Here is a 13,955-nt window from a genome sequence, read left to right on the forward strand (position 1 = left end):
TAAGCTCAACGGGCATGGCCGGTCGTCCACTGAACGAAGTCGTCGAAGCCGGATGGGCACGTGCACTCGAGCCCGTATCCGAGCAGATCTCCCTGATGGGCGAGTTCCTGCGTAAGGAAATCGCCGAAGGCAGACAGTACCTTCCCGCGGGCTCGAACGTGCTGCGCGCGTTCAACCAGCCCTTCGACGAGGTCAAGGTGCTGATCGTGGGCCAGGATCCCTATCCCACGCCCGGTCACCCCGTCGGGCTGTCGTTCTCGGTGGCCCCCGACGTGCGGCCGCTGCCGGGCAGCCTGGTCAACATCTACAAGGAGATGGAGACCGACCTCGGCCTGCCCAGGCCCGCCAACGGCGACCTGACGCCGTGGGCCGACCAGGGCGTGCTGCTGCTCAACAGGGTGCTCACCGTCATGCCGGGCAAGCCCGCCTCCCACCGCGGCAAGGGCTGGGAACAGGTCACCGAGCAGGCCATCCACGCCCTCGTGGCGCGCGGCAAGCCGATGGTGGCGATCCTGTGGGGCCGCGACGCGCGCAACCTCGCGCCCATGCTCGGCAGCGTGCCGCGCGTCGAGTCCGCCCACCCCTCCCCCCTGTCGGCGCGCAGCGGCTTCTTCGGCTCGCGGCCGTTCAGCCGGGCCAATGAGCTGCTGATCCAGCAAGGCGCGACACCTGTCGAGTGGAAGCTGCCCTAGCATCGTCGCCATGAGTGATGAATCGAAGTTCCTGCGCCTGACGGTCGAACTGACCGTCGAGGTGCTCGACATGGACGCGCTGCAGGCCGCGGCGCTGGCGGAGATCCGGCACCCCGACTCCGACCTCACCGATGAGGAGCGGACCGAGCAGGCCGAGCTGGTCTCTTCCGACGACTCCGGGGCCTCCGCGCTGCAGTGGCTGATCGAGCCCGACCACGTGCTCGCTCTCGTCGACCACATCAGCGAGATCGAGCCGCGTGAGGCCGTTCTCGGCGTCGAGCCGGCCGAGGAGCCGAGCGAGGAAGAGGAAGACGAGCACGAGCACGCGTGAGGTTGAGCGGTGGCCACGGCGTTGTCAGGCGTCGTGGCTTTTCGCTTCCCGGCGGTCGTGTTTCCCCTGTTGTCTAAGATCGGAACCCTTCTTCGACTGAGAGGGTTTCCGATGATCGTCGCTTTTTCCATCACCCCGCTGGGCGTCGGCGAAGGGGTCGCCGAGCCGGTCGCCCGCGCCGTCAAGGTCGTCCGTGACAGCGGGCTGCCGAACCGCACCGACGCCATGTTCACCACCGTCGAGGGCGAGTGGGACGAGGTCATGGACGTGGTCAAGCGCGCCGTCGAGGCCGTGGGCGAGGTCGCGCCCCGGGTGAGCCTCGTACTGAAGGCCGATCTGCGCCAGGGCGTCACGGACGGGATGACCTCCAAGCTGGAGTCTCTGGAACGCCACCTTTCCTAAATCGCGATATATCTTGACTGTCTCCGCGAACGCGACATATCGTGTTGCCTGTTTCGCTGACGCGATAGTACGCGTTTACGGAGGTGGTCTCAATGGAGCAAGAGCGAGTGCCGGTCCTGGTGGTCGGCGCCGGATACGCCGGCCTGAGCGCCGCGACCCTGCTGGCCTGGCGCGACGTGCCCGTCATGCTGGTCGAACGGCATCCGGGCACGTCCGTCCAGCCCAAGGCGTTCGGCGTGGGGCCGCGCGCGCTTGAGCTGCTGCGTCCCGTACCGGGGATCGAGGAGGAGCTGGCCCGCGTCTGGGCCGGGATCGGCGAGAACATGCGCATCGCGATCGCCCGCGACCTGGCCGACCCATCGCCGCACATGATCATGGGCGATGAGAAGGAGGAGCTGGCCTTCATGCGCGAGCTCACCCCCGTCGACATGGTGGGCGCGCCCCAGTCCGAGATCGAGCGCCTGCTCCGCGTCAAGGCCGAAGAGCTGGGCGCCGACCTGCGCTTCTCCACCGAGCTCATCTCTCTGGAGCAGGACGACGACGGGGTGACGGCGCTCATCCGCTCGCGCGACGGCGACCGGCTGGTCCGGGCCGACTACGTGATCGCCGCCGACGGCTGGCGCAGCCCGCTGCGCGCGTCCCTGGGCGTGCCCACCGCCGGCAAGGGCACGCTGGGGCAGATGTGCTCGATCATGTTCGACGCCGACCTGTCCGGGCTGGTCAACGAGCGCGAGGTGACGCTCTGGTACCTGCAGAACGACGTCTTCACCGGCGTGATCGTGACCGGCACCGGGGTGGGGGCCCACGTGCTCGGCGTCAACCTCGCCGAGGGCGAGAGCGCGGCCGACTTCACCACGGAACGCTGCGTCGAGCTCGTCCGCCTGGCCGTCGCCCGGCCGGAGCTGGGCGTACGGGTGCTGGACAAGACCACGTTCGGGATCGCCCATGTGCTCGCGGAGACGTACCGGGCGGGGCGGGTGTTCCTCGCCGGCGACGCCGCCCACACGATGCCGCCCACCGGCGGCCAGGGCGGCAGCACGGCGCTGCAGGACGGGTGCGACCTGGCCTGGCGGCTGTGGCTGGTGCTGAGCGGGCAGGCCGGGGACGGGTTCCTGGACACGTACGACGCCGAACGCCGTCCCGCCGGCACGCTGACGGCCGACGCGCAGCTCGCCAACCTCGGCGTACGCATGCCGCCCGCGGCCCGCGTGGGTTACCCGGAGCCGCTGGAGGACCCGGTCGGGCTGCTGCTCGGCCTGCGCTACCACTCCACGGCGATCCTCGACGAGCCCGGCGACGACGGCTCGATCCTGGAAGACCCGCGCGTGCCCGACGGGCGTCCGGGCAGCCGGGCGCCGCACGTGGTGCTCGACTGGGACGGGCAGCGCATCTCCACCGTCGACCTGTTCGGCTCCGGCTTCGTGCTCATGGCCCCCGCCCCCGCCGGGCAGGGGTGGATGGAGGCGGGGCGGCTGGTCAAGGAGCGGCTCGGGGTGCGGCTGACGCGGCTGCTGGTGGACGACGAGCTGATGGACGTGCACGGGTGCTTCCAGGAGCGGTACGGGGTGGGCGGGGGCGGCGCCGTGCTGGTCAGGCCGGACGGGTATGTGGCGTGGCGGTCCAAGGACGGCGTCGCCGATCCGGTGAGCACGCTGGAGCAGGCGATGCGCCGGATCCTGAGCCGCTGACCGGGCCTTCGCCCGCGTACCGACCCCGCGCCCGCCCGCGTACCGAAGCCTTCAACCTTTTCCGCAGAAGGCCTTGGTGGCGATGCCCATGACCTCCTCGGTGGACGGATTCCTGGTCGAGGGGTTGATCGACAGGACCATCGACTTGCCGGAGTCGGAGCGGAAAGCGAACGTCATGTACCCGATCAGCTCCCCGCTGTGCCCCCACACCTTCCCGCACGGGAGCGGGTACGCCTGCAGCCCCAGCCCGTACGCGAACCCGGCCTTCGTCGGGACGGTCGTCCGCATGGCGCGCAGTGACGCGGCGCTGGTCAGCCGACCACCCAGCAGGGCCGACATGAACCGCTCCAGATCCGCCGTCGTCGAGATCATCTCTCCGGCCGCCCAGTCGAGGGAGGGGTTCATCCGGGTCGCGTCCACCAATTCGGGCATCGGCTCGTACCCCTTGGCGTGCGGCGACGGCACCCCGGTCCGGTTGCCCGGCACCACCGTGTGCCGCAGCTTCAGCGGGCGCAGAATGCGCCGTTCGACCTCTTCGCCGTACGGCCGTCCGGTCAGCTTGCCCACCAGCAGCCCGAGCACCACGTAGTTGGTGTTGGAGTAGTGCCACTCGCCGTCGTCGGGCAGCTTCTTCGCGAAGGCCACCTTGAGCAGTTCGCCCGGCTTGTACGAACGGAACCGCGCGTCGCCGCGCCACCGGTTGGTCGAGTAGCCCGGCTCGCTCATGTAGTCGTACAGGTGGCTGGAGTGGTTGAGCAGCGCGCGGACCGTGATGCTCGCACCGCCCGGCACGAGGCCCGGCAGGTGCTGCTCGATGGGGTCGTCGAGGCGTACCTTGCCCTCGTCCACGAGCTGGAGCACCACGGTCGCGACAAACGTCTTGGTGACGCTACCGATCCTGAAATATCCGGCAGGCGACGGCCGGCCGCCGCGCTTGATGTCACGCACGCCCACGGCGGCGGACCAGCTCTTCTCGCCATCGGAGATCCGCGCCAGCACGGCCGTCGCGCCTTTCCCCGCCACGATCTTCTCCATCTCGGGCCGCACCCCGGTCACGCCCTGGCCGGTTACGGCGACCGTAACGGCCGTCAGGACGTTCATCATCGTCTGAATCATGAGGCCCAACGCTAGGGAGAACGGGGTGGGCCCCAGAATGAGGCACTCCACCCACTCCACCTGCGGAAAACCACAACACCGGACCGGCCCTGTCACCTTGAGGTAGCAACCAGTCCTGATTCCGTCAATCCATTGGGCAGCCCGACATCGGCGGATACCGGATAGCCGCCGATCCAGCGGCTTACCAGAATCGGGCGAGGAGGGCACCAGCACAACGCGTTCTAGATGGGAGAAAAAGAATGCGATTCCGGCGGACTCTCATGATTCTCACCATGGCACTGGGGTTCCTTTTACCGTGGGCCTCGGCGGCGTCGGCGGCGCCAGAAGCATCGAACGTCTCGGCTGCGGCTGACTGTAACGGGTACCAGCCGTACGCCTATCCCCCGGGCCGGAACGGCGACGTCATCAGCGGAGTCGGCGGCTGCGGCAACCAAGTGGTCACGGTGGAGATCTGGATCGACGTACCCCTGGGGCTCGACATCAGAGCAGGCTGCTGCCCCCGATACACCAGCCCCGTCACCGCATACGCCTACTGCAGCAGTACCGGCGCCGGAAACTACTACACGCTGGCCAGGACCCCGGCCGGCACCCTCGAATCCGCGCGAAGGTGGCTTTGCTAGCTGATACCGCCAACTGAACGGCTGCATTCTGCACTCATATGTGAGCACAGAATGCAGCCGTTCATTGTGCGTGTGGCTGAGTGCCGGCCGACGCCGAAAGACCGCAATGCACGGCTGTCATGAATCACCCTGCGACCTGCCACCAGCCTTACTTGCACGTCCACCACCGGCCTTATTTCGCCAGCCAGTTCCAGCTCTACTTTGCCTGGCCGATACTGGCCCTATGTTGCAGACCAGCATCAACCCTATTTCACCGGCCAACACCGGCCCTACTTTGCAGGCCAACACCTTCCGGGCCAGCACCGGCTTTACATTGCCGTCCACGAGCGTCGTCCCGCCCTCCCTCCGACCCCGATTCCACCGGTCGGGAAACAATGGCCGAACGCGATGCCGCTGAGGCAAGGGCCAGAACCGCGCACTCTCTGCCAAGCCGATCCCCACCAACCCGCCGTCCTGGGCCCTGTGAACCCTGCGCCCTGTGATCCTGCACCCTGTGAACCCTGTCCCGCCTCATGCTCCACGCCGGGATACGCCCGCCCGCCCTCCAGAAGGGCTGGACCTTGAGGTCCAAAGTGACTGCCTTCCCATGGCGCCTTTCTGAGCTGCCTGGAGACCCGAAATTCGGCGGGGATGGAGTAGGGCGACAGCCGACGCAACATCACCGTGGAACTGTCTCCCCTGATGTCGGCGAGTTCTGCACGGAACGACGGCGAACGACACAACACCTGCGGACATAACCACCGCGACGCCTGTGACCAGGACAAACTCGTACACCACTCCCGTGGACGCAACCCCCGCCCCGGTCCCCCGTACCTGATGGTGATCCTGCGTCTTTCACCTGCCGACCTTCCGGCGGCTTCCGGTAGGCGACGTACCCGCGAAGCCGTCCTCACTCCCGCCGAGGGTCCCACGCAACCAGGACCAGCAGGAGCCTGACCCACGAAGACGCTGAGGCCAGGCCATCAACGGCGGACAACTCCCACATGGGGCAGCGTGCCCCAAGCCCCAAATCACCTCCCCACCTGTGGATAACCCAACGCCGTCCACAGAATCCCGTTCGGCTCCCCGCGTCCCTGCCCTCGCCCCCGATCCTGGGCTCCTCCCGATAACCCCGACCCGAACTCCCACCTACCCCAACCCCAACCCCGAGCCGAAGCCAGACCTCAACGTCTTACCTCGACCTCAACGCGTTGGCTCAGCCTCAACCCGAAGCCCGACCCCAGCCCCAGCCCCAGCCCCAGCCCCAGCCCCAGCCCAAGGCTCGACTCAGGCCTTGGCCCGAACCCACGCGAACCCCGCACGAACGCCGACACCAATCCGATCCCACCCAAAACCGCAACGCACCAAACCGCATACCGGAGGCATCGCTCATGAAGATCACCATCCCTCTCCCCGACTCCATGACCTCCCTCTTCATCGTCGCCATGGAGCACGTCCCCTTCGACGTGAAGTCATTCGTGCCATGGCGCATCGGCAGCACCTTCAGACGGGCCGCGATCACCTCGACGGCCAACGGCACACTGACCGTGACCCACCACCCGACCCCATGGAGACCGATTGGCACCGCCCTCACCGACGACGAGAGACACAGGCTGCGCCGCACCCGACATCACGTCGTGATCTCCTCCACCGCGCCGCCGCACAAGCTCCCCACCACCGTCCAGGTGGCCCGCGCTGCGGCGAGGGGGCTGGCCCGCGAGTGCGACGGCCTGCTGATCGACCCACTGACCAGCTCCACGATCCTCACGTGCGGCAGATGCCCGGGCGAGCCGGCCGGCTTCAGTCTCGACGACGACTGGCTGTCCTGGGACGCCCAGGTCCACGACGCCGCGACGTGCCCGCCGTGGGACCCTGCCGACCTGGGAGCGTGCGACTGCCTCCGCGTCACTTCCCAGGGCCTGCGCCGCTTCGCCCTCCCGGAGATCACCATCGACGGCGCCGCCTGCGCCCACAGCCTGTGCGCGACCAACCTCCTGCGTACGGTGGCCGGTCGCCTGCTGACCGATCACCTGTCCTACCTCGCAGCCCACCCGGAGTCCAGAGACCGCACGATCGACGACTTCCTCCGCATCCAGCCTTCCGACCAGCCGGACGGCGGCCTCCCGTTCGGGGTGCGGCTGACACCGTACGACGCGAACGTGGGCGAACTCGGTCGCACCGGCACCATCCGCCGCCTCAAGATCGGCCCCGCCCCGGGCTCGGGCCGCGTCAGCTGCCTCAAGGTCGGCCCACCCTCAGGCTTCACCGGCTCACTGAACGACTGGCTCTGCGCCAGACAAGCCACCCACCACACAACGCTGACCTCCATCGGCTGCCACCCACCCGAGCCCTCCAGAGCCCTGGCCGCATGACACCCACCTCCCCACCCCGAACCCGCGCCCACCCGTACCGAGGGCGGCCCCACGCAGGCCGAGCACCGGGCCGCCCTGGACCACGCATGCCGAACACCACACCACGCATGCCCGCCCCGGCGGCCCCGCACGAAAGCCGAATGGATCAGGAGGAACCGGGTCGGCTGATCACCAAGGACTGGGCGGGGAGCCGCAGCCCTTCCCCATCCACCGACACCGGCTCGTCCGAAGTCAGGAGGACCTTCCCCGGCACCAGCGGCAACGTCGCCGACTCCTGGGAGAAGTTGACCGCGACCGCCAACTCCCCCCTCCACATCAGCAGCCACCTACCCTCCGGATCGACCTCGGCCCGGACCCGATCCAGCCGAGGGTCCGACAGTTCAGGCAGGGCCTTGCGCAGCGCGATCAGGTCGCGATACCAGCACAGCAGCGACCAGTGCTCTTCCTCCTTCACCTCGGTCCAGTCCAGCTTGGAGCGCAGGAAGCTCTCCTCGTCCGAGGGGTTCGGCGCCTCCCACACGTACCCGAACCCGTCGAATTCGCGCTCCCTCCGCGTCCCCTCGCTCTCCCGAAGCTCCGGTTCGACGTGGTCGGAGAAGAACAGGAACGGCGTGCGCGCCCCCCACTCCTCCCCCATGAACAACATCGGCGTGAAGGGCGAGGTCAGCAGCAACCCGGCACCGATCTTGAGCGCGGGAATGGGCAGCCGGTCCCCGACGGGCCGGTTACCGATCTGGTCGTGATTCTGCAGACAGGCCACCAGCCGGTGACCGGCCACACCGTCGAAGGAGCCACCGTGCGCCCGAGCCCGGAAGCTGGAGTACGTCCCGTCGTGCAGCACCCCCTGCGTGAGCACCTTGGCCAGCGCCGAGAGCTGGGCGAAGTCCTGGTAGTAGCCGTGGCTCTCGCCGCTGACCGCGCAGTGCAGGGCGTGGTGCACGTCGTCGTTCCACTGCGCCGTCATGCCCAGCCCACCGGCGTCGAGCGAGCGCACCATCCGGGGGTCGTTGAGGTCGGACTCGGCGATCAGCGACAGCGGCCGGCCCAGCGAGCAGGCCAGCGCGTCCACCTCCTGCGCCAGCTCGGCCAGCAGGTGCGTGGCGCGTCTGTCGTGCAGCGCGTGGACCGCGTCGAGCCGCAGCCCGTCGATGTGGAAGTCGCGCAGCCACTGCTGCGCGTTGCCGATGAAGTACCGCCGCACCTCGTCGGAGTCCGGCCCATCCAGGTTGACTGCTTCGCCCCAGTAGCTGCCGTCATATCCGGCGAAGTACGGGCCGAAGGGCCGGAGGAAGTTCCCCGACGGCCCCAGGTGGTTGTAGACGACGTCCAGGATTACCCCGATCCCGGCCCGGTGGCAGGCGTCCACGAACGACTTGAGCCCGTCGGGACCGCCGTACGTCTCGTTCACGGCGTACAGGTCCACGCCGTCGTAGCCCCAGTTACGCCCGCCCGGCACCGGCGCGACCGGCATGACCTCCACGAAGTCCACGCAGAGCTCCACCAGATGCGGCAGCTTCTCGATGGCCGCGACGAACGTCCCCTCAGAGGTGAAGGTGCCCACATGCAGCTCGTAGATCACCGCCCCGCGCAGGTCGCGGCCCTTCCAGTCGTGGTCGGACCAGGTGAAGCGGGCGTGGTCGTACACCGCGCTCGATGCGAAGATGCCGTCCGGCTGGCGCCGCGACCGCGGATCCGGGTACGGCCCGTCGCCGTCCACCACGAAGGCGTACCGAGTGCCGTGCCCCGCGCCCTCCACCTCCGCCCTCCACCAACCACCTTCCCCGGGGGACATCGCCCTTCGCCCGCCCAGGACGTCCACTTCGACCACAGTCGCCTTCGGTGCCCAGACCTCAAAGATCATGTCGCTCCAGCAGTGAGACCGGATACTGACCGAGCAGGTGCCCGAGCGGAATCCGCCCGGTGTAGAGGCCGCCGGTGAGCAGATCCCGCCACGTGCCCGGCGGCAGCGTCAACGTTGTGGCTCCCCATCCCGTCGCGGCCAGCCGTACAGGCAGCCGGGTAGCCACAACGACCGCCCGCGCCCGCACCCCAGCCCCGACTTCCACCCCACCCCCAACCTCCGCATCCACATCCACCGAACCCTCCGCCCCCGCGCTGGTCGGCGTCCCCACACCTGACCCAGCCGACATCCCCGCACTCGAACCAGCCGGATCTTCCCCACCCCAGCCCGCCGAGGTCACCTCACCCCAACCCGCCGGAATCCCCATCCCCGGACCGGTCGAAGGTCCCGCGCCCCAGCCGGCCACGGTTCCCACCACGGCGTCGGCACGGATGGCGGTGCCGGAGCTGGTTTCCGGCCGCGTGTCGGCCCCAACATCCCGATCATCTCGAGGCCCCGAGGTTCCGAGACCAGAGTGCGCAGCGTGCCCGGTCCCGAGACCCGAGTCCGCACCACGCCCGGACTCGAGACCAGAGCCCTCGCCATGCCTGGACTCGAGACCAGAGTCCGCACCGCGCCCGGCCCCGAGATCAGAGTCCTCGCCACGCCCACCTTCGGCACCCTCCGCAGCACCAGCGTCGGCGGAGGCGACTGCGCGCCCGTCTGAGGGGGCGACGGGGTCGGTGCGGGCGAAGGCGATCACGTGGTCGGCGCGTTCGCCCTCCGCCTGCAGCGGCAGGTACGGCGCCGCGCCCCCGAGTCTGCGTCGCAGCCGCAGGGCCTGGGTGGTGACCAGCAGTTTGGCCGAATCCCACGACGTCTCCGGTTTGCAGGGATACGTCACCGGCCGGCGGTTGTCCGGGTCGACCAGGGAGAAGTCCGTCGTCTCGTTGCCCTGGTACACGTCCGGCACCCCCGGCATCATCAGCTGCACCAGCTTGGCCCCGAGGGAGTTGGACATCGCGTACGGGTCGATGCGTTCGGTGAAACCGCCGATCGGCAGGCGTACGGCGGCCTCGGCGAAGGATCGCAGGCGGCGTTCGTAGGAAGGATCAGGATGCACCCAGGAAATGGCGGTCTTGGCCTCGCGGGCCGCTTTGAGCAGATAGTCGGTGAAGCGTTCGGCGGAGATCGGCCAGGCGGCCATGAGGTTCTGCCAGGCCAGATAGTCGAGGTGCGGGTCGAAACTGACCTGCGCCGACCACTCCTCCACCTGCGCCGCCCACTCGCCGGGGATCTCCGACAGCACCGACAGCCGAGCCCGTACGTCCTCCGACCGCTTGGTGTCGTGGGTGGACAGGGTGGTCATCGAGTAGGGAGGCATCTCCTGGCAGAAGGCGTGGAAGTCGGCCACGCTGGTGCCGAAGGCGTCGGGCTCGCCGCCGACCTCGTTCAGACAGGCCAGCGGGAACCACCGGTAGAGCGCCGTGTCCTCCACACCCTTGGCCATGACGGGACCGCACGACTGCTGGAAGCGGACGACGGCCTCCGGCGAGCCGTGCAGCACCTCGCGGACCAGCGGGCGGACGGCGGGCGAGCAGGACTCGGCGGCCAGTTCGACGATCTCGGCCGACTCGGGGGGAGGCGGCTCGCCGGGCACCACGTACGCCCGGTAGACCGGCATGGCGGCGAGCAGTTCGCGCACGGCGACGGGGTCGCAGGAGGTCGCCCTGGCCAGGCGGTCGATCTCGGCGCCGAAGAACAGGTCGAGCACGTCCGCCTTCGACTGCTCCATCACCGGCCGGTATTCGGCGGGTTGTCCCGTCATGTCGGAGGAAAGGCGGATCAGTGGCTCTTTTCCCGCCGGGTCCACGAAGAGGCCGTTGACGCGGTTGAGCACCTCGTAGCCGGAGGTGCCGTCGCAGGCCCAGTCGCGGGGCAGGCGTTCGGAGCCGATGAGGATCTTCTCGACGACCGTCCAGGCGCCGCCCGTACGCTCGCGCAGCCGCTGGAGGTAGCCGCGCGGATCGGCCAGCCCGTCGGGGTGATCGACGCGCAGGCCGTCCACCAGCCCTTCGTCGAGCAGCCAGAAGATCACCTCGTGGGTGGCGAAGAACACCGACGGGTCCTCGACCCGCAGCCCGATCAGCGACGACACGTCGAAGAAGCGCCGGTAGCCGGGCCCTTCACGCCAGTCGACCAGGCGATAGTGGCCGGGGTGGGGGTAGGCGTGCTCGTGGTAGCGCAGCACGTCGCCGTCGACGACCGGCTCGGTGTCGTCGCCGAGCACGGGCAGCGCGACCTTCCCGTCGCGCCAGTCGATGTCGAACCACTTGGCGTACGGCGAGGCGGGACCGTCCTTGAGCACCGACCAGAACTGGGCGTTCACCGTGTTCATGTGGTTGGGCACGATGTCCACCACGATGCCCAGATCGTGGGCGGCGAGTTGCTGGGCCATCTCCCTGAACCCGGTGGCCCCGCCGAACTCCTCCCTGATCCGGGAGTGGTCGGTGACATCGTAGCCGTGCCGCGACTCGGGCGTGGCCTGGAGGATCGGAGACAGGTAGACGTGGCTCACGCCCAGGTCGCGCAGGTAGCCGGCGATCTCGGCCACCTGGGCGAAACCGAAGTCGGGGGTGAGCTGCAGCCGGTAGGTGGAGACGGGTCTAGACACGGCGCAGCACCCGTACGCTGCGGCCGGGCACCGCGATACCCTCGCCCGCCTTGATCATCCGCACGTCGAGCTTGATCGGCATGGCCGTGTCGATCTCGGTGTGCCACATCTCGCCGTAGTCCTTGGGGATCGTGAACTTGATGGTGTCGTAGTGGGCGTTGAACAGCAGCAGGAAGGAGTCGTCGCGGATCGGCCGGCCGCGCCGGTCGGGTTCGGTGATGGCGTCGCCGTTGAGGAAGACGGCCAGCGACTTGGCGTACCCCACGTTCCAGTCGCTGTCGGTCATCTCTTCGCCGGACGGGGTGAGCCACGCGATGTCGTTCAGCCCGCGCACCGGTTTGCCATAGAAAAACCTCCTACGCCGGAAGACGGGATGTTTCTTTCTCAGCTCGGCCAGGCTCTGGGTGAACTCCAGCAGCAGCCAGTTCTCCCTGACGTCCGACCAGTCCACCCAGGTCAGGTCGTTGTCCTGGCAGTAGCCGTTGTTGTTGCCGCGCTGCGTGCGCCCGAGTTCGTCGCCGTGCGAGAGCATCGGCACGCCCTGCGACAGGAACAGCGTGGTGAGGAAGTTGCGTTTCTGCTGTTCACGCAGCGACTCGATGGCGATGCCCGCGGCGCCCTCCTCGCCGCAGTTCCACGACCGGTTGTCGTCGGTGCCGTCGCGGTTGCCCTCCTTGTTGGCCTCGTTGTGCTTGTTGTTGTACGAGACCAGATCTTGCAGGGTGAAGCCGTCGTGGCAGGTCACGAAGTTGATCGAGGCGGCGGGACGGCGGCTGTCGTCCTTGTAGAGGTCGCTCGATCCGGTGAACCGCGAGCCGAACTCGGGCAGCGTGGCCGCCTGCCCCCGCCACAGGTCGCGGATGGTGTCGCGGTAGCGGCCGTTCCACTCCGTCCACCGCGAGGGGAAGTTGCCGACCTGATAGCCGCCAGGCCCGACGTCCCACGGCTCGGCGATCAGCTTGACCTGCGACAACACGGGGTCCTGCTGCACCAGGTCGAAGAACGCGCTCAGCCGGTCGACCTCGTGCAGCTCCCTGGCCAGCGTCGAGGCCAGGTCGAACCGGAACCCGTCCACGTGCATCTCGATGACCCAGTAACGCAGCGAATCCATGATCATCTGCAGGACGTGGGGCGAGCGCATGAGCAGGCTGTTGCCGGTGCCCGTGGTGTCCACGTAGTACCGCTTGTCGTTCTCGACCAGCCGGTAGTAGTTGAGGTTGTCGATCCCCCTGAACCCCAGCGTCGGCCCGAGGTGGTTGCCCTCGGCGGTGTGGTTGTAGACGACGTCGAGAATGACCTCGATGCCCGCTTCGTGCAGCGAGCGCACCATCGCCTTGAACTCCAGCACCTGACCGCCCCGCTGCCCCTGGCTGGAATAGCGGTTGTGCGGGGCGAAGAAGCCGATCGAGTTGTAGCCCCAGTAGTTGGACAGCCCGCGCTGCTCAAGGATGTGGTCGGTGACGAACTGGTGCACCGGCATCAGTTCCAGCGCCGTCACGCCCAGCTTGGTCAGATGGTCGAGGATCTCCGGGTGGCCGAGCGCGGCGTACGTGCCGCGCAGGTGCCGCGGGATCTTCGGGTGGCTGATCGTCAGCCCGCGCACGTGCGCCTCGTAGATCACGGTGTCGTGGTACGGCGTCGCGGGCGGCCGGTCGTGGCCCCAGCCGAAGAACGGGTTGATCACGATCGAGCGCGGCACGTAGGGGGCGGAGTCGAGGTCGTTCCTGGTGTCGGGCTGGCCGAAGCGGTAGCCGTACACCGCCTCGTTCCAGTCGACGCCGCCCTCGATGGCCATGGCGTACGGGTCGAGCAGCACCTTCGACGGATTGCAGCGCAGGCCGCGCGCCGGCTCGTAGGGACCGTGGATGCGATAGCCGTACCGCTGCCCCGGCCCGATCCCCGGCAGGTAGCCGTGCCAGATGAACCCGTCCACTTCGGCCAGCGGCACCCTCGACTCGACATTGGCCTCGTCGAACAGGCACAGCTCCACCTTGTCCGCGACCTCGGTGTAGAGCGAGAAGTTCGTGCCCGCGCCGTCATAGGTGGCCCCGAGCGGATAGGGGTCACCCGGCCAGATCTCGATCATCGAGGCTCCCTTGCGGTCTTTCCCCATGGTCTGTTCCCCCGCTCAACCCGGCAACCCCGGGCCCGACTGATCACCCTGTTCCTTCCCACGCTTGCGTCGTCCTTACTCCGCCCGAGGTCAACGGGGGGGTGAGCCGCCCTCGGCGGCGCGGTGCA

General features: G+C 68.4%; 9 protein-coding genes. 5 read left to right on the forward strand and 4 right to left on the reverse strand.

Annotated features, from left to right (window positions below):
* Positions 1–14: 14 nt before the first annotated feature.
* From AB0C27_RS46585 to AB0C27_RS46600, 4 genes are all read left to right on the forward strand, one after another.
* Complete coding sequence (locus AB0C27_RS46585) at positions 15–692, forward strand: uracil-DNA glycosylase (protein WP_346105960.1); 678 nt, start codon at positions 15–17, stop codon at positions 690–692.
* A 10-nt stretch (positions 693–702) separates the two neighbouring features.
* Positions 703–1,023, forward strand: a complete 321-nt coding sequence (locus AB0C27_RS46590; RefSeq protein WP_346105959.1) for a hypothetical protein — start codon at positions 703–705, stop codon at positions 1,021–1,023.
* Between the two features lie 111 nt (positions 1,024–1,134).
* Positions 1,135–1,425 carry an MTH1187 family thiamine-binding protein gene (locus AB0C27_RS46595; protein WP_357859355.1) on the forward strand — a complete coding sequence of 97 codons (291 nt, stop codon included), beginning with the start codon at positions 1,135–1,137 and terminating at the stop codon, positions 1,423–1,425.
* Between the two features lie 92 nt (positions 1,426–1,517).
* Complete coding sequence (locus AB0C27_RS46600; RefSeq protein ID WP_357859358.1) at positions 1,518–3,113, forward strand: FAD-dependent monooxygenase; 1,596 nt, start codon at positions 1,518–1,520, stop codon at positions 3,111–3,113.
* A 51-nt stretch (positions 3,114–3,164) separates the two neighbouring features.
* Here the strand turns inward: AB0C27_RS46600 and AB0C27_RS46605 are convergent, their stop codons facing one another.
* A complete protein-coding gene (locus AB0C27_RS46605) occupies positions 3,165–4,229 on the reverse strand; it encodes a serine hydrolase domain-containing protein (RefSeq protein WP_357859361.1) in 1,065 nt (354 codons plus the stop codon).
* Positions 4,230–6,219: 1,990 nt separating this feature from the next.
* Between AB0C27_RS46605 and AB0C27_RS46610 the strand changes: the two genes are divergently transcribed.
* Positions 6,220–7,200, forward strand: a complete 981-nt coding sequence (locus tag AB0C27_RS46610) for a hypothetical protein (protein WP_357859364.1) — start codon at positions 6,220–6,222, stop codon at positions 7,198–7,200.
* Positions 7,201–7,345: 145 nt separating this feature from the next.
* Here the strand turns inward: AB0C27_RS46610 and treZ are convergent, their stop codons facing one another.
* Genes treZ through glgX form a run of 3 tightly spaced genes read right to left on the reverse strand, consistent with a single transcriptional unit; the run spans position 7,346 to position 13,800 of the window.
* Complete coding sequence (treZ, locus tag AB0C27_RS46615; protein WP_357859367.1) at positions 7,346–9,061, reverse strand: malto-oligosyltrehalose trehalohydrolase; 1,716 nt, start codon at positions 9,059–9,061, stop codon at positions 7,346–7,348.
* A complete protein-coding gene (treY, locus tag AB0C27_RS46620) occupies positions 9,051–11,714 on the reverse strand; it encodes a malto-oligosyltrehalose synthase (RefSeq protein ID WP_357859371.1) in 2,664 nt (887 codons plus the stop codon). Before treY ends, treZ begins: the two co-directional genes overlap by 11 nt.
* A complete protein-coding gene (gene glgX / locus AB0C27_RS46625) occupies positions 11,707–13,800 on the reverse strand; it encodes a glycogen debranching protein GlgX (protein ID WP_357859374.1) in 2,094 nt (697 codons plus the stop codon). Before glgX ends, treY begins: the two co-directional genes overlap by 8 nt.
* Positions 13,801–13,955 lie beyond the last annotated feature (155 nt).

Origin of the sequence: Nonomuraea sp. NPDC048882 (genome assembly GCF_040649755.1) — a bacterium.
In the GTDB taxonomy this organism is placed as follows: Bacteria; Actinomycetota; Actinomycetes; order Streptosporangiales; family Streptosporangiaceae; genus Nonomuraea; species Nonomuraea maheshkhaliensis.